Annotated in this window: 16 protein-coding genes; 8 read left to right on the top strand and 8 right to left on the bottom strand. The window is 63.6% G+C overall.

Going from position 1 to position 19249, the window contains the following annotated elements; all coding sequences use genetic code 11:
- Positions 1–98: 98 nt before the first annotated feature.
- From DQG17_RS17615 to DQG17_RS17585, 7 genes are all read right to left on the bottom strand, one after another.
- A complete protein-coding gene (locus tag DQG17_RS17615) occupies positions 99–2441 on the bottom strand; it encodes a penicillin acylase family protein (RefSeq protein ID WP_116134193.1) in 2343 nt (780 codons plus the stop codon).
- A gap of 78 nt (positions 2442–2519) precedes the next feature.
- Complete coding sequence (locus DQG17_RS17610) at positions 2520–3377, bottom strand: polysaccharide deacetylase (protein ID WP_116134192.1); 858 nt, start codon at positions 3375–3377, stop codon at positions 2520–2522.
- 30 nt (positions 3378–3407) lie between these two features.
- Positions 3408–4388 (bottom strand): ABC transporter permease, encoded by a 981-nt coding sequence (locus DQG17_RS17605; protein ID WP_232829491.1) that lies wholly within the window; start codon positions 4386–4388, stop codon positions 3408–3410.
- Entirely contained in the window at positions 4378–5916 is a 1539-nt protein-coding gene (locus tag DQG17_RS17600; RefSeq protein ID WP_116134191.1) for a sugar ABC transporter ATP-binding protein, read from the bottom strand. The genes DQG17_RS17605 and DQG17_RS17600 overlap by 11 nt, the downstream gene beginning before the upstream one ends.
- On the bottom strand, positions 5913–6674 hold the full coding sequence (eutC, locus tag DQG17_RS17595; RefSeq protein ID WP_116134190.1) for an ethanolamine ammonia-lyase subunit EutC: 762 nt from the start codon (positions 6672–6674) through the stop codon (positions 5913–5915). Before eutC ends, DQG17_RS17600 begins: the two co-directional genes overlap by 4 nt.
- Positions 6671–8041 carry an ethanolamine ammonia-lyase subunit EutB gene (locus tag DQG17_RS17590; RefSeq protein ID WP_116134189.1) on the bottom strand — a complete coding sequence of 457 codons (1371 nt, stop codon included), beginning with the start codon at positions 8039–8041 and terminating at the stop codon, positions 6671–6673. The genes eutC and DQG17_RS17590 overlap by 4 nt, the downstream gene beginning before the upstream one ends.
- Before the next feature lie 132 nt (positions 8042–8173).
- On the bottom strand, positions 8174–9220 hold the full coding sequence (locus DQG17_RS17585) for a sugar ABC transporter substrate-binding protein (RefSeq protein ID WP_157973654.1): 1047 nt from the start codon (positions 9218–9220) through the stop codon (positions 8174–8176).
- Positions 9221–9304: 84 nt separating this feature from the next.
- On the opposite strand from DQG17_RS17585, the gene DQG17_RS17580 reads away from it, so the two are divergent.
- From DQG17_RS17580 to DQG17_RS17565, 4 genes are all read left to right on the top strand, one after another.
- Positions 9305–10399: an AraC family transcriptional regulator gene (locus tag DQG17_RS17580; protein ID WP_157973653.1), complete on the top strand. Its 1095-nt coding sequence runs from the start codon at positions 9305–9307 to the stop codon at positions 10397–10399.
- 1 nt (position 10400) lies between these two features.
- Positions 10401–11144, top strand: a complete 744-nt coding sequence (locus DQG17_RS17575) for an SDR family NAD(P)-dependent oxidoreductase (protein ID WP_116134186.1) — start codon at positions 10401–10403, stop codon at positions 11142–11144.
- 10 nt (positions 11145–11154) lie between these two features.
- The gene (locus DQG17_RS17570) at positions 11155–11880 is read left to right on the top strand and encodes an SDR family NAD(P)-dependent oxidoreductase (RefSeq protein ID WP_157973652.1); all 726 of its coding nucleotides are present in this window, start codon (positions 11155–11157) and stop codon (positions 11878–11880) included.
- A gap of 236 nt (positions 11881–12116) precedes the next feature.
- The gene (locus DQG17_RS17565; protein WP_232829490.1) at positions 12117–13223 is read left to right on the top strand and encodes a linear amide C-N hydrolase; all 1107 of its coding nucleotides are present in this window, start codon (positions 12117–12119) and stop codon (positions 13221–13223) included.
- Between the two features lie 351 nt (positions 13224–13574).
- On the opposite strand, the gene DQG17_RS17560 is transcribed toward DQG17_RS17565, so the two are convergent.
- Complete coding sequence (locus DQG17_RS17560; protein WP_157973651.1) at positions 13575–14354, bottom strand: class I fructose-bisphosphate aldolase; 780 nt, start codon at positions 14352–14354, stop codon at positions 13575–13577.
- 201 nt (positions 14355–14555) lie between these two features.
- On the opposite strand from DQG17_RS17560, the gene DQG17_RS17555 reads away from it, so the two are divergent.
- The 4 genes from DQG17_RS17555 to DQG17_RS17540 all read left to right on the top strand — a co-directional run.
- On the top strand, positions 14556–15680 hold the full coding sequence (locus DQG17_RS17555) for a sugar ABC transporter substrate-binding protein (RefSeq protein ID WP_157973650.1): 1125 nt from the start codon (positions 14556–14558) through the stop codon (positions 15678–15680).
- 54 nt (positions 15681–15734) lie between these two features.
- Positions 15735–17273 carry a sugar ABC transporter ATP-binding protein gene (locus DQG17_RS17550; RefSeq protein WP_198666180.1) on the top strand — a complete coding sequence of 513 codons (1539 nt, stop codon included), beginning with the start codon at positions 15735–15737 and terminating at the stop codon, positions 17271–17273.
- Positions 17270–18244: an ABC transporter permease gene (locus DQG17_RS17545; RefSeq protein ID WP_116134180.1), complete on the top strand. Its 975-nt coding sequence runs from the start codon at positions 17270–17272 to the stop codon at positions 18242–18244. The genes DQG17_RS17550 and DQG17_RS17545 overlap by 4 nt, the downstream gene beginning before the upstream one ends.
- A partial coding sequence (locus tag DQG17_RS17540) for an FGGY family carbohydrate kinase (protein WP_255415668.1) occupies positions 18241–19249 on the top strand: 1009 nt, incomplete at its 3' end. The genes DQG17_RS17545 and DQG17_RS17540, both read left to right, overlap by 4 nt.

Genomic DNA, 19249 nt, shown 5'->3' with positions numbered 1-19249 from the left:
TTGCGATAAGCCCCCGCCCGTCAAGGACGGGGCGGAGGCTGGCGTTTCCGGTCGGACGTCATGCCACATGCCCGTTTGCGGGGCACGTCGCACGGCATTCATGCAGGCGGCAGGAACTCGATTCGCACCTGTGCGGCCGCGTTGATCGCATTTTCAGTGTAGACCAAGGGGAAATACCCCCCCTTCGCCCAAGGCACCAAAAGATCCGCATAATGTTCGGACGCCACGTTGCCGGACTGGCCCGGTGCGTTGATGAACCGGCTATTGTCCCAATCCCCCACTTCGATGACGAGCCGCACCGAGGCGCCGAGTGTGACGGAGAAGTCCGAGGTTGCGTAAAGGGCGTTCATCGGGGTGCTGTCGCTGCCCGGGACCTCGATTTCGTCGATCGGGGGCAAGTCGGCCGCGGTATCGAGACGCGCGAGGGCGTTTCGGAAACGGCCCTTGTGGAGTGTGCCCCAACGCCATGTTGACGGCGCGTCGCCCATCATGGAGCGACAGTCTTTCAGGGCCGCGTCGAGGGTGGTGATCAGCAGGCGATCGCGCGCGGCCTTCGGTTCATCCCCCAAACGCGCATCCGGATTTTCGAGGCAGGCGAGCACGCCGGCAGGGTCGCCGGGCAGAAGCCAGGCGGCAACGTCCGGATCGTCGGTGACCAACGCGAACAGGCCCGGGCGCAAATGTCGGCTCCACCAGCACTCAAAAAGGGCGGCGGCGGCGCTATCGACGGTCAGGCGATAGTCCCAGCCCTTGAACAGGGCCTGCGCGTCGTGCGGCACATCTGCGACGGCATCGAGCAGGGTGACCAACCGCCGGGCGGGGATCGACAGGACATCGCATTGCAGCGCTTCACTGTCGGAGATCCCATGCGGCGTGCGGGTGTCGAGCACTTCTGCAATTCGGTGCGCCCGCGAGGGCTCCAGCCACTCGTACCCGATCTGGTCCGTGCCTTGATCCCAGCCTTCGGGCAGGTTCATTTCGTTCGCTGTGGCGAAATGGCCAACGGCGGGGTTCAGGACCTGGGGAAGCCTGTGGCCCGGATAAAAGCCGTCCCATTCAAACCGACCGTCGCCGGGGGTTGGCAGAAGCCCGTCCCAGTTCGGGCGGACGGGACTGAACCCCGCCGTCGTCCAGCCGATATCGCCCGTGGTGTCGGCATAGACGAGGTTGGCCGCCGGGACGCCCCAGCTTTCCATATGGCCCCGAAAGGTCGCGAAGTCCTGCGATCGCATTGACGCGAGTGACTTCAGATAGGGTGCCGACCCCGGAGTGTTCCAGACGGTTTCCACGGCGAGCGCGGTCGTGCCGGCCGACCAGATCACCGGGCCATGCCGCGTGAACCGAAGCTCCAGCTCCTGGGCCCCGGTCCCGCGAACGGGCACGGGCTCGCGCAACACGGTCATGTCTTCCCAGCCATCGCCATAGCGGTACTGATTGGGGTCCTCGGGGTTCAACTCGTAGACACGCATGTCTTCCTGATCCGGCCCGAAGAACAGCGTCAGGCCAAAGGCCGCATGACCGTTGTGGCCAATGCAGATCCCCGGCAGACAGGGCTCGCCCGCGCCGATGACATCAAGGGTCGGGCAGGTCAGGTGCGCGATATAGCGCAACGATGGAACCGCATGGGCGCGATGGGGATCGCTGGCCATGATCGGCCTTCCGGTTGCGCTCCGCTCCGGCGCGATGACCCAGTTGTTCGACCCCTGGCCGTTGGTGTCGCGCACCACATCGCCCGTCGCCAGGGGTTTGCGCCACTGCCCTGCCTCGGCAAGGGGTGCGGCCATCCGCTCGGGTTCAAATGAAACCGGCGCGATCGCCAGCTTGAACAGATCCAGCGCCTCGACCGGCACGGCGCCGAGGTCGAGGCCTTCGGGGACCACAATGTCATGAAGCGGTTCGAGGAACTGACGCAACAGGTCAACAGAGGCGTCAGCGCGCGCCATCACGTTGGCACGAATGACTTCGGACATGCCGTTGCGCATCATCGAATGGCTGCGAATCCGCACCACATCCTCGGGCGCCCATTGTTCGGGTCGGGTATCGGTAACCAGAAATTCGACCGGGAGTTCGGCGCCTGTGCGGACGATCTGATCCACCCAGGCGTTGATGCCCGCAACAAAGGCCGTGCAGATCGCTTTTGCATCCTCGGAGTAGGCGGCCCATTCCGCCGCCATGTCGCCGCGATAGAGAAACAGACGCGTCGCTCGGTCCTGCTCCAGATACCCGGGGCCAAAGCTGGCGGCGAGCAGACCCAGACCCCGCTTGCGCCACAGATCGATTTGCCAAAGCCGCTCGCGCGCGGCGTTCACACCTTGCAGAAAGAACAGATCGGCTTCGTTTTCTGCGCGGATGTGCGGGATGCCCCACGTGTCGAGCGTGATGGACCCAGGCGCGGTAAGGCCGGACAGTGTCTGCTGGTCGGGTTGCGGGTCGTCTTTCATGTTCTGTCCTTGTTGTCGCGTAACCAGGGGTCGGACGAGGCGCTCGGTCAGGGCGCCTCGCGACGATGCGCCGATCCCTCAGGAAACAGCATCCATGGGCAGGCTCGGTGTCTTGTCCTTGCGCCACTTGCGGGCGTAGTCGGTCATCGTGGTAAACTTGACGCCGGGCTTCGATTTCACGTAGTCGATGAATTGCTCCAGAACGATCATCCGGTGACCGCGTCCGATCACCTGCGGGTGCATCGTCGGCACGAAGATGCCCTGGCCTTCACGTTCATAAAGCCAATCGAACTCGTCCTTGAGCATCTCAAGGAACTGGCGCGGCGTGATGACGGCCTGGTTCGAGCCAGGCACATATTCGAACATCGGGAAGTCATCGAGGTGCCAGGCGACCGGGATTTCGACCATCTCGACGGGCTTGCCGAACTCCCATTTTCCGCTCGCGCTCCATTTGTCGCCGACGCGGCACCAATAGGGTTGAAAGTCGTTGCCCATCATCGAGCTTTCGTATTCGAATCCGTTCTCGAACAGCAGCTCGAGCGTTTGCGGGCTGTTGTCCCAGGCAGGGGAACGATAGCCGGTCGGCTTGATCCCGACCACATCGTTCAGCGCCTGAAGACCCAGCGCCATGATCTCGCGTTCGCGCTCTGCGGTGACGGTAACCGGGTTCTCGTGAACCCAGCCATGGTGTCCGATCTCATGCCCGGCTTCAGCGATGGCCTGTACCACTTTCGGAAAGGCATAGGCGGTGTGGCCGGGGACGAAGAACGTTGCGGGAATGCAGGCTTCCTCCAATGTTTTCATGATGCGGCGCACGCCGATGGCACCGAACTCGCCACGCGATACCGCGCTGGGGGAGGTCATTCCGAAGGTGCCGATCCAAAGCGACATGGCGTCGAAATCGAAGGTAAGGGCGACCGAGACATCCTTGGTCATTTTGAGGTCCTTTCTTTTGGGGGAAGGCAATTATTTGCGGACGCGGCGCGCGTAGATATCGAGCGCGACGGCGGCGATAACGATGATGCCCTTGACGACCTGCTGGACGTTCGTGTTGATCGCGAGGCTGTCAAAGACGTTTGTGAGGGTGGCGATGATCAGAAGCCCGATGGCCGTGCGCCAGATCGCGCCTTCGCCCCCGAGCAGAGAGGTGCCGCCGATCACGACAACGGCGATTGCATCGAGTGCGAGCGAGCCGCCCATGTCGGCCTGACCGACCCCGAGGCGGGAGGCGAGGATCATGCCGCCGATCCCTGCGCAGACGCCGGTGAGTACATATGTGGAGCCGCGGATCAGATCGACGGGGATACCGGAGAGGCGCGCGGCCTCTTCGTTGCCGCCCAGCGAGAACAACGAGCGGCCGTAGACTGTGCGCGACAGCACGAAGCCACCGACAAGGAAGATCGCGACCATGATCCAGATCGAGATCGGCCAGCCAAGCCAGCGGCCCGTGCCGAGGATTGTGAAGTCAAAGTTGTCGGGCACCTGAGGCGCGGATCTGGAGTAGAGAAACGCCCCGCCGCCAAACACCGACCCGGTGCCGAGCGTGGCGACAAAGGGGTTCACATCGAGCTTGGTGATGATCAGGCCGTTGATCACGCCACAGACAAACGTCACCGCCAGGACGGTCAGCGCCGCGCCCCATAGCCCGAAGGGATCCGCACGGTTGGCAAAGATCACCGCGCCAAGCGCGAAGACCGAGGCGACCGAGAGGTCGAAGCCGCGGGAGATGAGCACGAACGTCATCGCAACAGCAACGATGCCGAGGGGGGCCGACTGGCTGAGGATGTTCTGGATATTGCGCAGCGCGAACAGGCCGGGATAGGCAATCGCGCCAAGAAGGATCAGGACACAAAAGGCCCACACGACGCCGTATTGCATGATTGCGTCGCGGTTGAAATAGCGCCGGAATCCGCCGCCGGACTCTGTCTGGGTTGGGTTAGCTTGCATGACGTTCAACTCCGAATGCCGAATTCAGGATGTCCGTGACCTGCACAGGGCCGCCGGATTGATCGAGCTCATCGACCACGCGGCCGTGGGCCATGACGAGAATGCGGTCACTGATCTGGATGACCTCTTCGAGGTCCGAGGACACCACGATGATGCCCATGCCCGCGTCCGCGAGGCTGCGCAGGGTGGACATGATTTCGTCCTTGGCCCCGATGTCGATGCCACGGGTCGGTTCGTCGACCAGAAGCACTCTGGGGGCGCAGAACCGGGCCTTGCCGAGCAGGACCTTCTGCTGGTTCCCGCCGGACAGATGCCGCACCATGGTGCCGATCCGATCCGCCGAAAAGCCGAACTCCCGGGCGATGCTGGTGGATTTTTCGACAATCTTGCGTTCGGAAATCACACCATACCGGCTGACCTCGCCGATGTTGGACATGACTATATTGTCCATCGCCCGCATGCCCAGAACGAGGCCCTGATGTTTCCGGTCCTCTGGGACAAAGGCAATTCCATGGCGCATCGCGTGTCGCGGCCGCGTTGGCCATTCGACACCGCGACCGTCTACAATCAACTCGCCATGGGACATGGATTCGACGCCAGCCAACGACCGCAAAAGCGACGACCGCCCCGAGCCGACCAGTCCGCCGATCCCGAGAATTTCACCTGCCTTCAGCTCGAACGACACATCTTCGCAGGCACCCGGCAGGGTCACGCCCCGGGCAACGATCAGAGGCGGTGATCCGGGTGCGGCCTTCGCGCGTTCCACGCGGCGGTATTCGACAATGTCCTGACCGACCATCGCGCGCACGATCGAGGCCTTGGTCCAGTCCGCTCGCGGGCCAGTGGCCGCGAGTTGCCCGTCGCGGAACACCGTGATCGTGTCTGCGATGTCCAGCACTTCCTCGAGGTTGTGGCTTACAAAGACCATCGTGGTGCCTTGATCGCGCAACTGGTTCATGACCTGAAACAGCCCCTCGCGTTCCGGCGGAGCGAGCGAGGTCGTCGGCTCGTCAAACAGCAGAAGCTCCGCCCCCGAGCGGGCGCCGCGCATGATTTCCAGCATCTGCTGGTCTGCCGTCGACAGCGTTCCGGCCACCGCATCCGGGGCAATATCGACCCCGAAACGCGCGCAGACCTCCCGAAATTCGGCGCGCATCCGCTTTTCGCTCAAAAGGCCTCGTTTCGCATGGGGCTGCCCCAGAAACACGTTCGCGACCGCATTCAGACGCGGCACGATGGTCAGTTCCTGATAGATCGCGCCGATCCCGAGGCGGTGTGCCTCTCGCGGCGAGCCGAAGACATGGGGTTTCGAGAAGATCTCGATCTCGCCTTCGGTCGGAACGACGCGGCCTGCGAGCACGCCGAGGAAGGTCGACTTGCCTGCACCGTTCTCTCCGACAAGCGCGTGGATCATGCCGGCTTCAGCGTCGAGGCGGATGTGATCCAGGGCCAGTGTGCCGCCATATCGCTTCGTGATGTTGGTCGCGCTGAAGGCCAGTTTCCGGGCTTGCTCCGGGGTTACAGTCATTCTCCGCTCCTTTCGCTTGCGATGGCCTTTTGCATGCCGCTCATGTCCTTGAGGGTGACGCCGGAGGTTCCGAGTTTCCGGGCCTCCTGCCAGACCCAGGCAAGACGCGCCGCGGCATCCCGGATCGAAAGGCCGTCGTTGGCATGAATGTTCGAGACGCAGTTGCGCCGGCTGTCCTGCAGACCCGGATCCGGGGCCCAGGTGAAATAGGCGCCCAGTGAGTCAGACACGCTCAGACCGGGACGTTCGCCGATCAGCATGAACGTCGCCGTGGCGCCAACCGACGCACCGATCTGGTCGGCAATGGCGACGCGTGCCTGTTCCACAAGGAAAACCGGTGCGTTTCCCAGTTCGGGGATCAAGGCCGTCAGGGCTTGAAAGAGCGCCGCGCCGTGACTCTGGACGGCAAAGGATGACAATCCGTCCGCAAGCACGACCACCGGCCCCTCAACCCGCATCCCGTCCAGCGCGAGGAGACTGCGGTCCGAAAGTTCACGACCGAAATCGGGGCGCGACAGGTAGGTCTTGCGCTCGCCTGCCTTGGACTCAAGCCTCAGCGCGGTGTGTGGGGCGAGGTCGGCGATGATACTGTCCCAGTCAACGGACCGGTGGATCGCATCGCGCGCCCGGGCGTGGCTTGCCTGAAAGTCCAGCACCGCATCGAGGCCTGGCGCATGATCACTGGCATCGAACCTGACCCGAGACGGGGTCAGGCGGCGCAGTTTGTCAAACCGGGTGCTGCGCGTCGGTTCCTTCATGCCGACACCCCGATGCGTTCGAACGCCGCAAGAAGCGGTTGTGCACCAACGCTCGGACCCTGGTTGGCGAGCCATGCTTCAAATTCGGGGGCCGGGCGCAGTCCTGTCGTTTCGCGCAGGAATGCGATGTCCTCGAAGGCAAGGCTTTGATAGCCGAGCATGATGTCGTCGGAACCGGGAACCGTTATGACGAAGTTGACACCTGCGACCGCAAGCAGGACGGACAGGCTGTCCATGTCGTCCTGATCCGCCTCGGCGTGGTTTGTGTAACAAACGTCCACGCCCATCGGCAGGCCAAGCACCTTGCCGGTGAAGTGGTCTTCGAGCCCCGCCCGGATGATCTGCTTGGCGTCGAAAAGGTATTCGGGGCCGATGAAACCCACCACCGTGTTCACCAGCAACGGGCGGAACGCGCGCGCGACGCCTTGCGCGCGGGCCTCCAACGTCTGCTGGTCCACGCCAGAATGTGCATTTGCAGACAGTGCCGATCCCTGACCGGTCTCGAAGTACATCACATCCTGTCCGGCGGTGCCGCGTCCAAGCGACAGGGCGGCCTCTTGCGCTTCGGCCAGATCGGCGAGACGCAGGCCGAACCCTTCATTGGCCTTTTCGGTCCCGGCGATGGATTGGAAAACCAGATCGACCGGGGCTCCCGCCGCGATCATGTCGATGGTCGAGGTGACGTGCGTCAGCACGCAGCTTTGGGTCGGAAGCGCCAGCTTCTCGCGCAGGTCATCGAGCATTTCGACAAGACGGATACAGTTCGCGATACTGTCGGAGGCCGGGTTGATCCCGATAACCGCGTCCCCGGCACCGCGCATCAGACCGTCGAGGATGACCGCCGCAATCCCGGCAAGGTCATCTGCGGGGTGGTTGGGTTGAAGGCGGGTGGCCATGGTTCCGCGCCGACCGATCGTGCTGCGGAAAGCCGTCACGACCTCGATCTTGTGCGCAACGCGGATCAGGTCTTGATTGCGCATCAGCTTGGACACAGCGGCGACCATTTCAGGCGTCAGCCCCGGCGATGCAGCCAGTATGTCGCCACCCGAGACCGCCGGATCGAGCAACCAGTTCCTCAGATCGCCAACATTGCGCGCCGGTTGCGCGGCAAAGGCCGTCTGATCGTGCGTGTCGAGGATCAGCCGGGTCACCTCGCATTCCGCGTAAGCCACAACTGCTTCGTTCAGAAACACGCTCAGCGAAAGATCGGCGAGCGCCATGCGCGCGGCGACGCGTTGCTGTTCGGACAAAGCTGCGATCCCGGCGAGGTGATCGCCGGATCGCTCTGGCGTTGCGGCCGCAAGCAAGGCGGCGAGCGTCGGAAACCCGAAGGTCTCTTTTCCCACTGTCGCTTTGTAGGTTGCCATGGCGGGCCCTTCGGGGTTGCAAGACGTCGCGCAGCGCTTCCGACCGGTGTGACGGTCGCCGGTGCCGTGCGGAATGGAGCGGTTCCCCGCGACGGTGGCGCCGCGGGGGGGGGGATGCGTCAGTTCGCTGGATCAGTATTCAGCTTCGAGGCTGTCCACATTTTCCGGGGCAACGGTGGTGGTGGCGGTCAGGGTGAAACGCGGCACCTCTTGACCGGCCCAGGCAGCGCCGAGTTGTTTCACGGCCTCATAGGTCTCTGCGTAGGGTTCGATTGTCCGCGTGCGTTCTACCCAACCGCGTTTTACAGCCTCGAAGGCCCATTTGTTTCCGCCGGAATCGTAGATCTTGAGCGTGTCGATGATGCCGGTCTGCTGGGCAGCCTGCACGGCGCCACGGGTCATGTCCGAGTAGTTGGAGATGAAGATGTTGAGGTCCGGATTGGCCTGGAACAGCGGCATCATCTTCTCGTTGCCTTGCAGCACCGAATAATCCGTGCGCACGGTCGTAATCACGTCAAAGTCCGGGAACGCTGCCTGAACATCGGCGACCGCAAGATCGGTGTTGATCGTGTTCGAGTTGAGGTCGGGGCCCGTCAGAACGACGACTTTCTGTGGGCCGGGATTTTCTTCGGCAATCGAGAAGATCCAGTCCCGGAAGGCTGCGCGACCCTGCGTGCCACCCACGAAGTTGAGGGTGCCGGGGGCCCAAAGCTCGTCGCCTTCGTTGCTGCCTCGGCCACAGAGCGGCTGGTTGACCACGGCAACGAGCACCCCTTCGGCGGCGGCAGTTTCCGTCATGATCTGACAGGCCTGGTTGCCATCGTTCATCTCGGCAAGGATGGCGTTGAATCTGTCGCCCGAAATGACGTTCTGTGCCTGGTTGTACTGCGTCGTCGGGCTCCAGTTCGGGTCGAAAACGCTGATCTCGGCGCCGATTTCTGCGGCGGCATCCTGTGCGCCCTTGATCTGGGCTTGCAGGTGGGTGTTGTTCGTGGCGGCGATGAGGAACGCAATTTTCAGCGGTTCACAGCCGACCATGACCGGGGTGTCAGTGCCCACATCGACGGCATGGGGCGTGCATGTGGCGTCTTGTGCAAAGACCGGCACGGCAAGCATTGCAACGAGCGCCGCTGCCGGTACCGCCGCAAGTGGTCGCAGCCTGGTTGAAGTCGCAATCAAGAGAGATCTCCTTTTGTTGGCAATGTCTGTCCGTGGTCTGTTTTTTCCTTGCGTCAAACCTGCGCCGAAACAGCGCCGCGACAGTTGACCGCTGAAAACAAAGTTCCGCGGAAGACTCGGAAAGGGGTCGGTAGGTTTACGTATTTCGCCAATCCGCCTGCTGCAGGACTGTCGGGACACCAGAAATCGAAGGCTGACACCGCGGGCTGTCGACCGGGCAGCGTGCCAGTCTGGCGGACAGGAGACGACATGCAGCGAGTCACCCGGATTTCATCGAATTCATTCACGGGGCTCATGCCCAGCGAGGAGGTTCTGAACGCACCCGACGCATGGGAAATCCTCGAGGCCCGCGCTGCAGACGAAGCTCGCCCGACGCTCGGTCTGGATCTCGCGGCCACTGCCGGTCGGTTGCTGTTTCCCGCGTTCCAGCCGGCGCCCGACCTGCGAAGTGCGATTGCGCGCCTGTCCGACGAGGTTGCGGAGCAAAGGCCTTGGGAAAAGCTTGAGCTTTGCCGCGAAGGCGATGTCTGGGCGCTGCGCCGACGTTTTCTCGACGGGCGTGCGATCCGGCGCAGGCAGGAGGCAGAGCTTGGCATCGCAGGGCTCGTGCTGCATCTGACGACGGCGATTGACCCCGACTGGTCCCCAGTCGAAGTCCATTTCCAACATGCGCGTCCGGCCGATTGCAGCCGTCATGCAGAGGTCCTCGGCGCCGCGGTGCTTTTTGCCCAGGAACACGACTCCATCTATCTGTCGGATCGCGTGGTCCGCGGCGCCGTCCGCCTGCGCGCGCGCGACCAGAAGACCGACGCCGGCTTTACCCTATGGTCGGAGCCGACCCTGTCCGCCCGGGTCCGTGCCGAGATCCGATGCCAGATCTCTTCTGGCGAACCGCGTCTCGAGGTGGTTGCCGATGCGTTGGGTCTGTCTTCCTGGACCCTTCAGCGGCGACTCGCGAACGAAGGCGAGGTCTTCTCGGACATCGTGGGAGAGATGCGTCGCGACCTGTCCATGTTCCTGCTGTCCCAGGTCCATCTGCCGGTCGCCGAAATCGCCTCGATGCTCGGCTATTCCGAGCCAAGCGCATTTTCACGCGTGTGTCGTCGCTGGTTCGGGCTTTCACCGACCCTTATTCGCGCCGGGCACATCGCCACTTCGAACAGAACGACAAGGATCTGACATGAGCAGAAGGATGAACCTTCAGGGCCGCCGCGCCCTTGTGACCGGGGCGGCCCGAGGGATCGGCCGCGCCTGTGTCGAAACGTTGGCCGCAGCCGGGGCAAGGGTCATAGCGACAGACATCATGGCCGAGGTGCCGGACTATGACGCCGCGGACGGGCTGGTCAGCTATCGTTCCCTCGACGTGGCCGACCCCCATGCCTGGGCTGGCTTGCGGGAAGAAATGGCGGCGGCGAGCCAATCCATCGACATTCTGGTCAGCGGCGCCGGCGTGGCCGCTCCAAAGCAGAATGTTGCCGACGTCACCATGGAAGGCTGGGACTTCATCTGTGGGGTAAACCAGACCGGCGTAATGCTTGGCATGCAGGCCGTGACCCGGTTGGGGTTGGGAAAACATCCGATCTCGATCGTGAACATCGCCTCGATCTGGGGGCTTGTCGGTGGTCAGGGCCAGATCGCCTATCACGCCAGCAAGGGGGCGGTCATCAACATGACGCGCAACGTGGCAGTGACCCATGCACGCGAAAACCTGCGGGCGAATGTGATCTGTCCGGGATTGATCGACACCGAAATGGTGCGCGCCCAGCCGGCCGAAATGAACGAAGCGACCCGGCAGGCCACGCCGATGGGACGTGCGGCGGACCCCTGTGAAGTGGCCGAGGCTGTCCTGTTCCTCGCATCCGATGCCGCAAGCTTTGTGACCGGTGCCGTCCTGACCGTGGATGGCGGGTTCACCGCGCAATGAGGAAATCGATATGACCGCACCCGCAACCTACCCGTCGCTTCATGGCCGCACAGCCCTTGTCACCGGCGCTGCCGGCGGCATTGGCCGCGCGATCTGCGCGGCATTGTCTGCGCAGGGCGTGACCGTCTATGCCAGCGATCGCACCTTGCCCGAGGCGCAGAGCGGCTGCATCCCTCTGGTGCTCGACGTCACCGACCCCGAGGATTGGGCGGCGGCGATGGCACGGATTTCGCAGGAGGCGGGCAAGCTCGACGTCGTTGTGAACAACGCAGGGATCTATGCGCCGGCCTCGCTGGAGGCGGAAACCGCCGAAGGTTTTGACCGAATTATGAAGATCAACCAGTTCGGCACGTTTTGGGGCATGAAAGCCGCGCTCCCGCTTCTGAGCGAAGGAGCTTCCATCGTGAACCTCTCGTCGATTGGCGGCATGGTCGGCTACGGCGGAACCTTCGGCTATGCCGGCGCGAAGTGGAGCGTTCGCGGCATGACACGGTCCGCCGCCCGCGAACTTGCGCCGCGCAAGATCAGGGTCAACACGGTCTGCCCCGGTGTCATCGACACGCCAATGTTTTATGAAAACGACCCGGCCCAACTGGATGCCTTTCTGGAAACCGTGCCGCTGGGAGGTCTCGGCAAACCGGAAGACATCGCCAATGCGGTCCTGTTCCTGGCCAGCGATCAGGCTGCCTACGTCACCGGAAGCGACATTCTGGTCGATGGCGGTCTCATCGCGTGATCGGGCAGATGAAACGGTCGCAAGACCTTGTCGAAGACAATCGAAGAAGCGGAAGAGCCTGCCTCAGGACCAAGCTCCGCAACATTTCCTGAAGAATGGATGGAAAGAGACGTGTGTTATCGGCGGGTCATACAACCTTGACACGAAACAAGATGTAGAATTAGGTTTTGATGCCAACCGCAACAAATAGTGGCAGCCTGACCGGCAAGCGGGCTGCGGTCCGGAGGAAACAAGAGATGTCTCAAAGATTGCCCAGCCGAAAGGTCTTTTCGATGGCAATTGCCTCGCTTCTGACAGGAGCGATGGCGCTGCCGAGCGTGTCGATTGCGTGCACCCGCACCGTCTATGTGGGCGATGACGGGACCGTCATTACCGGCCGCTCCATGGACTGGATGCAGGACATGCAGACCGACCTCTGGGCGTTCCCGCGGGGGATGACCCGCAGCGGCAACGCCGGACCCGGCTCGCCGACATGGACCTCCAAGTACGGCAGCGTGATCGCCTCCGGATACAACATGGCCACGGCCGACGGTATGAACGAAAAGGGGCTCGTCACCAATCTTCTCTATCTCACCGAAGCGGATTACGGGGACGACCAGAACGACCCGCCGCTGTCGGTCGGCATTTGGGCCCAATATGTGCTCGACAATTTTGCGACTGTGTCCGAGGCGGTAGACGGGCTGACCGAGAAGTCTTTCCGGATCGTGGCACCGAAGCTGCCGAACGGCTCTGCCGCGACGCTGCACCTGTCGATCTCCGATCCAACGGGCGATTCCGCGATCTTCGAATACCTGGATGGCAAGTTGACGATTCACCATGGCAAGCAGTACACGGTGATGACCAACTCCCCTCCCTACGATCAGCAGCTTGGACTCGTCGCGTACTGGCAGCAGATCGGCGGAATGAACTTCCTGCCTGGCACGATCCACGCCGCCGACCGTTTCGTCCGCGCCTCCTTCCTGCTCGACGCTGTCACGAAAGAGAAAAGCACGAACTTCATAGAGGATGTTCCGGGCCAGACTTACGCGAACCAGGCCGTGGGGCAGTCCATTTCGGTGATGCGCGGCGTGAGCGTTCCAATCGGGATCTCGACACCAGGGCAACCGGATATCGCCTCGACGCTTTGGCGCACTGTCGCCGATCAGAAAAACCTCGTCTACTTTTTTGACTCGGCGACGATGCCGAACGTGTTCTGGGTCCCTCTTGCCGAAGTCGATCTCTCCGAAGGGGCAAAGCCGATGAAGTTGGCAGTCGCGGGTGGCCACTATTACTCCGGAGATGCCGCCGCGCACTTTGTCGAGGCGAAACCCTTCGAGTTCATGAACGCAGCCCCGAGTAACTGAGGCATAGCGAATGCGAATACCCAAGGATGCTGCCTGCTGAGCGCGATCCGCGACCGCCCGGCAGGTCCTGAAGTATCCGGCTCCGTGGACGACCGCGACGGATCAACCCCGTACCCTATCCGGGCACGATGATGCGTCCGCTTCGGGGAATCGCACCCTCTGCCTTGCCCGATCCCCGGGTCCAACCGGGGATCGGCGGCGACGGGACCTGTGCACGGCTTCGAAACAATTGCGTCCGGATCTTGAGCCCGGCCCTGCCACGTGCGCCTCAGCAGAATGATCCAGACGTCGCTCGTTGTCCGGGGCAGTCATGGCGATTTGCCAGCAGGCTGCGCATGCGCGCCCCTGCGTTCAGGAGCGATGCACCAGATCGGACAGCGTCGCGCAGAATGCCTGCGCCTCCGGCCGCGCCCAGATATTGCGGCCAAAAACCAAACCGCGTGCGCCGCCGTCGATCGCCAGTTCGGCCAGCCGGGCGGCTGCGTCCGCATCCGTTGCCGCGCCGCCAAGGGCTGTCACCGGCACCGGGCAGGCCTCGACCACAAGGCGCAAACCTTCGACCGTCGCCGGCGGTTGGGTCTTGACCACATCGGCGCCAAGCTCCGCAGCGATCCGACAGATCCGGGCCAGTGCCTCGGCATCGCGCGGATCGTCGTGACGCTCTCCCCACAGCACCGCCTCGACGACAAGCGGAAGACCGATCCTCGCACAGCTCTCGGCCGCCTTGCCGACAGCACGCAGGTTCGCGCCATGGGTGTGCACATCCGCGTATCCCGAGACGAGGCACATCACCACCGCATCCGCCCCGAGTGCTGCGGCGGCCTCGGGCGTGCAGATCATCTCGTGCCGTTCGGCCCCGTGATAGGCGAAGTCCGCCACCAGCGGATAATCGATCCGGGTGACGATGCGCGGGGCCGTCGCGTGCCCCAGCGCGCCGGCGGCCAGCCGCGTCAGTCCCGGCGACAGCAGCAGCGCCTCGACCGGACTGTCGGCAAAGCGTGCGACAAGGGCCGCGGCGTCTTCGGCGTGGGGGCACGGCCCGGCCAGCAGGGTGCGATCGAGCGCGACCATCAGCGTGCGGCCAGTGTCGCGCCTGAACAATCTGCCGGTCCGCAAGGCGGATGCGGTCATGAAACTTCCTCCGTAATGTACCATATTTAATGATAACATAGGATGGCAAAGTGGCCGCTGTCACGCAGTAAATTTAGCATTCATGGGCGAATATCTCGATCGGAACGACCCATGCCGAAGATTTTGTAACAAAATTATTGATACATTGCTTGCTGCGTGCAATGCTCCCCTCGAATTCGCAAGATGGAGGAGACCATGCGAGTGGACACGACATGGACCGCGGCTGCGGTGGCGTTGACGACGGCGCTTTGCCAGCCTGCAATGGCCGAGACCTATGAGGTCGCGGTGATCCGCTGGGCCCCGAACGACATCTACTTCAACGGCGTAGAGATGGGTCAGCGTCAGGAAGCGGCGCGGATCGAAGCCGAGACCGGGGACGTGATCTCGTTCCGCGTCTTCGGCGCAAACGATGTCAGCGAACAGATGAACGCGCTGCAGGCGCAGGTGGCCCGCGGGGTCGATGGCGTGATGCTTGTTCCCTGGCGCGGCGAGGCGATGCGCGGCATGGTGGGCCAACTGGCCGAGGCCGGGACACCCGTCGTGACCTCGAACGCCTGGGTGCCCGGTGCCCCGCAGACCTTTGTCGCCTTCGACAACGAGGTCGCCGGACGACTGGGAGGAGAGGCCCTTGTCGCGCGTCTGGACGAATTGCGTGGCGAAGGCTGGCGGCAGGAACCGGGCGTGTTCATCGAACTGCGCTGCATCATTACCGCCTCGTTCGATATTGCACGGCACACCGGCTATCGGTCGGTCCTTGATCCTATTGCCGCCGCCAACCCCGATATCGTCATCGAGGAACACGAGGCCTCCTGCGATGGTGGTCAGGCCCGCAAGATCGTTGACGACCTGATCTCTCGCTACGGGAACGAGGCAATCCTTGGCGTGGCCAGCATCGATGGCACGATGGGGATCGGCGGTGCGGTGCCTGCATTCCGCGCGCAGGGCATGCTGAGCCCGCTTGACGATCCGGCGCATATTCCGGTGGCCACCATCGACGGCACCATACCGGAGTTTCAGGCGCTTGCGCGTGGCGAGATCGACCATGTGTCGGTGCAGCCCGCGACCGGCGAGGGCCAGATCTCGATGCGGCTTCTCTATGACCTGATGTCCGGCACCGAGTTGCCCGGCGAAGGCAAGGTGCTGCTGGAGGGAGAGGACCCGCTTTGGGGCCCGGTCAGGATCGTGAAGCCCGAGCAGATCGACGGGCCATGGTACCAGATCCAGGCCTATTCCGTGCCGGGTGACAGTGCCTATGACGACGAACGAAACTGGGCCAATCAGATGGCCTTGGAAACCGACGGCGCCTTGCCCGACTACGGTCAATAATGTCGTGTCGGCCCATCCGCTTGTCGGATGGGCCGCGTCAGATGGATGATGAACATGACACTTTCTCCAGACGCGAGCTTTGCCGCTCGCGCATTGACCCGCCGGTTTCCTGGCGTTGTGGCGGTGGACGCGGTCGACCTGACGGTCGCGCGCGGTGAAATCCATGGCCTGATCGGCAAGAACGGGGCCGGAAAATCGGTGCTTGTGTCGATGGTCGCGGGGCTGTTGACGCCGTCCGAGGGCCGCATCGACACCGCGCACGGTGCGCTGACCGCCGATCAGTCGGGCCCCGCCCGCGCCCTGAAGCTGGGCATCGCGCTGGTGTCCCAGGAACCGCAATTCGCCGAAGACCTGTCGGTCGAGGACAATCTTTTCATGGGGCGGCATCCGACCGCGCGGTTTCAGTTCACCTCGGCGGCCGAGACCCGTCGCCGTACCGCCGCGGTGATCGAACGGCTGCGCCTGAAAGCGCGCCCCGACAGCCGGATGGGGGACCTGTCGGTCGAAACCCAGCAGCTTCTGGCATTCGGTCGCGCCGTCTTTGTCGACGATGCCTCGACCATCCTGCTGGACGAGATCACCGCCTCCCTGACCAGCGACCGCAAGGAAGAGCTGCTGCAACTTCTCAAGGCGCTGATCGTCGAACGTCCGGAGCTGTCGTTCACGCTGATCTCGCACCATGTGAGCGAGGTCATGGGGTTTTCGGACCGCGTGTCGGTCATGCGCGACGGCCGCCGCGTCGCCACCCTGAACACCGCCGAAACGACCGCGCGCGAGCTGGCCGACTGGATTGTCGGCGACGTCAGCCCGACCAGTATCACGCATGCCACCGGCCCCCGACCGTCCGGAACGCCGCTGCTGCGGGTGCGTGAGCTGTCGTCGGGCAAGACGTTGCATCGGCTGTCGCTCGACCTGCACAGGGGCGAGGTGATCGGCTTTGCCGGCCTTGAAGGGTCGGGAAAGGACACGGCGGTCGAGGCGCTCTATGGCCTGCGTCCGGGCTATGGCGGCCAGATCGAGATCGACGGCGCGCCGCAGGTCCTGACCTCTCCCAAGGCGGCGCAGATGGTCGGGATCTCGTTCCTGCCGAAGAACCGCGAGGCGCAGGCGGTGATCCAGAACCGCTCGGTGCTTGAAAACGCGGTGATCGCCGGGCTGCCGGCATTGTCGAACCGGATGGGGTTCGTCGGACGCGGCGCCTGCGAGACGGCGACGGCCGAAATCATCGCGCAACTGAAGATCAAGACACCCAGCCCCCACGCCATGATCGACGGGCTGTCGGGCGGGAACAAGCAGAAGGTTCTGCTGGGGCGCATGTCGCTGACCGCACCCCGGCTGATCTTGCTGAACGAACCGACGCGCGGCGTCGACATCTCGGCCAAGCCCGACATCCTCAAGCTGATCCGCGAGGACCTGAGCCGCGACGCCGGGGTCATCATGATCTCGGAGAGCGAGGAGGAACTGACAGAGATATGCGATCGCATCCTCGTCTTCTATCGCGGCGAAGTCGTGCGCGTGCTTGACCGCGGCGCACCGGGCTTTGACGTCGATACCATTTATAAATCCGTTCAAGGCGTGGAGACGACCGCATGATCCAACTTCGCAACCTCGTTTTTCTGGTGCTGGAAAAGCACCTGATCTGGGCCTTGCTGGCGATCCTGTTCCTTGTGGGTCTGACGGTGCCGGGCTTCTTTTCCAGTCGCAACATCCTGAACGTCATGTGGGCTGCGGCGCCGCTTGGCTGCATGGTGCTGGGTCTGTTCTTTGTCGTGCTGACCGGCGGGCTGGATCTGTCGCTCGAATCGACCTTTGCCCTGGCGCCGACCCTGGCGGTCGTGCTGTTCTTTCAGGTCCTGCCATTCGAATCCGTCCCGGTGCTGCCGGTGCTGGGCGTGCTGGTCTTTGGCGGGATCATCGGCCTTCTGAACGGGCTGTTTGCCGTCAAGCTTCGGGTCAGCCCCTTCCTTGTCACGCTTGGCACGCTGCTGCTGATGCGCGGCCTCGTCGTCTGGCTGATCCCGGAGGGGATCTATTACCTGCCCGACAGCTTCGTCTGGCTGGGGGCCGCGCGTCTTTGGGGCGTGGTACCGGTCGCCGTGGTGATCTGGATCGGCGTCTACCTGCTGGCCTGGCTGATCGTCGAACGCCACCGGCTGGGCAAGGACATCCTGGCCCTCGGCAACAACGAACAGGCCGCGTTCATTGCCGGGGTCAATATCGACCGGACCAAGATCCTGTGCTTTGTCCTTGCGGGGGTGCTGGCATCCCTTGGCGGCGTGCTCGAGGTCGGGCGCCTGCAATCTGTCGTGGCGGATCTGGGCGAGGGCGACATCCTGATGGTCTTTGCCGGGGCGATCCTCGGCGGCACCGCCCTGACCGGGGGGAAGGGCAACGTCGGCGGCATCTTTGCGGCCGTCCTTGTGATCGCCATCATCGAGAACCTGATGAACCTCTACGGTGTGCCGCCCTCCATTCGCCAGGTCGTTTTCGGCGCGGTGATGCTGGTGGCGATTTATCTTGCCAGCCTGCAAGACAGGCTGCGACATGCAAGGATCGAGACATGACGGATTATCTGATCGGCCTCGACAGCGGATTGACCGTGACCAAGTCGGTGGTGTTCCGGCGGGACGGATCCGTCGTGGCCTCGGGTCACTGCGCGGTGCCGCAGATCAAGGACGCGCCGCGCCGGGTCGAACGCGATATGACCGCACATTGGAACGCCGCGGCGCGGTCGATCCGCGAGGCGCTTGCCGCGGCGGCGGCGGCCGAGGGGCACGCCGTTCTGCCCGCCGCGATCGCGGTCGCGGGGCATGGTGACGGGGTCTATCTGCTCGACCGGGACGGCGTGCCGCTGGGTCTGGCCGCGACCTCGCTCGACAGCCGCGCGCAGGATGTCGTCGCCGGCTGGGACGCCGACGGCACCTCGGCGCGGGCGCAGGCACTTTGCGGGCAACAGCCATTTCCCGCCTTCCCCGCAGCCCTGCTGGCCTACATGCGCGACGCCGATCCCGCAGGGTTCGCCCGCATCGGGGCGATCCTGTCGTGCAAGGACTGGCTGCGGTTCTGCCTGACCGGCATTGTCGGCACCGATTTTACCGAGGCAAGCCTGTCCTTCACCGACGTGCAGACCCAGACCTACAGCGATGCGGCACTGGAGCTGTTCGGTCTGGGCGCGATCCGTCACGCGCTGCCGCAAGTGTTCCTGCCCGGTCAGATCGCCGGTCGTGTCACCGCCGAGGCCGCACAGGCGACCGGGCTGCCACAGGGCCTTCCCGTCGCCGCGGGACTGCACGACGTCACGGCCTGCGCCGTGGGGTCGGGCATCGCGGGACCCGGCAAGCTGGCCGTGGTCTCGGGAACCTATTCGATCAACGAGGCCCTGCGCGAGCGCCCCGAAACCTCGCCCGGCTGGTTGACCCGCAACGGGCTGATGCCGGGGCAATGGAACTGCATGTCGATCTCGCCCGCCTCCAGCGCCAATCTGGACTGGTTCCTGCATCAGGCCGCGCGCGATGCCCTGGCGACGGACGACCCCTTTGCCATGCTGCAAAAAGAGCTCGATGCCATCG

This window comes from Tropicimonas sp. IMCC34043, from assembly GCF_003390845.1.
Classification (GTDB): Bacteria; Pseudomonadota; Alphaproteobacteria; order Rhodobacterales; family Rhodobacteraceae; genus Tropicimonas.
This window is presented reverse-complemented; position numbering and strand designations above follow the sequence as displayed.

Excerpts from the sequence above, each read along its gene's own strand:
- eutC (WP_116134190.1), bottom strand. The coding sequence starts at position 6,674 with ATGAAGGAACCGACGCGCAGCACCCGGTTTGACAAACTGCGCCGCCTG.
- DQG17_RS17615 (WP_116134193.1), bottom strand. The coding sequence starts at position 2,441 with ATGAAAGACGACCCGCAACCCGACCAGCAGACACTGTCCGGCCTTACC.
- DQG17_RS17550 (WP_198666180.1), top strand. The coding sequence starts at position 15,735 with ATGACACTTTCTCCAGACGCGAGCTTTGCCGCTCGCGCATTGACCCGC.
- DQG17_RS17600 (WP_116134191.1), bottom strand. The coding sequence starts at position 5,916 with ATGACTGTAACCCCGGAGCAAGCCCGGAAACTGGCCTTCAGCGCGACC.
- DQG17_RS17565 (WP_232829490.1), top strand. The coding sequence starts at position 12,117 with ATGTCTCAAAGATTGCCCAGCCGAAAGGTCTTTTCGATGGCAATTGCC.
- DQG17_RS17570 (WP_157973652.1), top strand. The coding sequence starts at position 11,155 with ATGACCGCACCCGCAACCTACCCGTCGCTTCATGGCCGCACAGCCCTT.
- DQG17_RS17590 (WP_116134189.1), bottom strand. The coding sequence starts at position 8,041 with ATGGCAACCTACAAAGCGACAGTGGGAAAAGAGACCTTCGGGTTTCCG.
- DQG17_RS17575 (WP_116134186.1), top strand. The coding sequence starts at position 10,401 with ATGAGCAGAAGGATGAACCTTCAGGGCCGCCGCGCCCTTGTGACCGGG.
- DQG17_RS17545 (WP_116134180.1), top strand. The coding sequence starts at position 17,270 with ATGATCCAACTTCGCAACCTCGTTTTTCTGGTGCTGGAAAAGCACCTG.
- DQG17_RS17605 (WP_232829491.1), bottom strand. The coding sequence starts at position 4,388 with ATGCAAGCTAACCCAACCCAGACAGAGTCCGGCGGCGGATTCCGGCGC.
- DQG17_RS17610 (WP_116134192.1), bottom strand. The coding sequence starts at position 3,377 with ATGACCAAGGATGTCTCGGTCGCCCTTACCTTCGATTTCGACGCCATG.
- DQG17_RS17560 (WP_157973651.1), bottom strand. The coding sequence starts at position 14,354 with ATGACCGCATCCGCCTTGCGGACCGGCAGATTGTTCAGGCGCGACACT.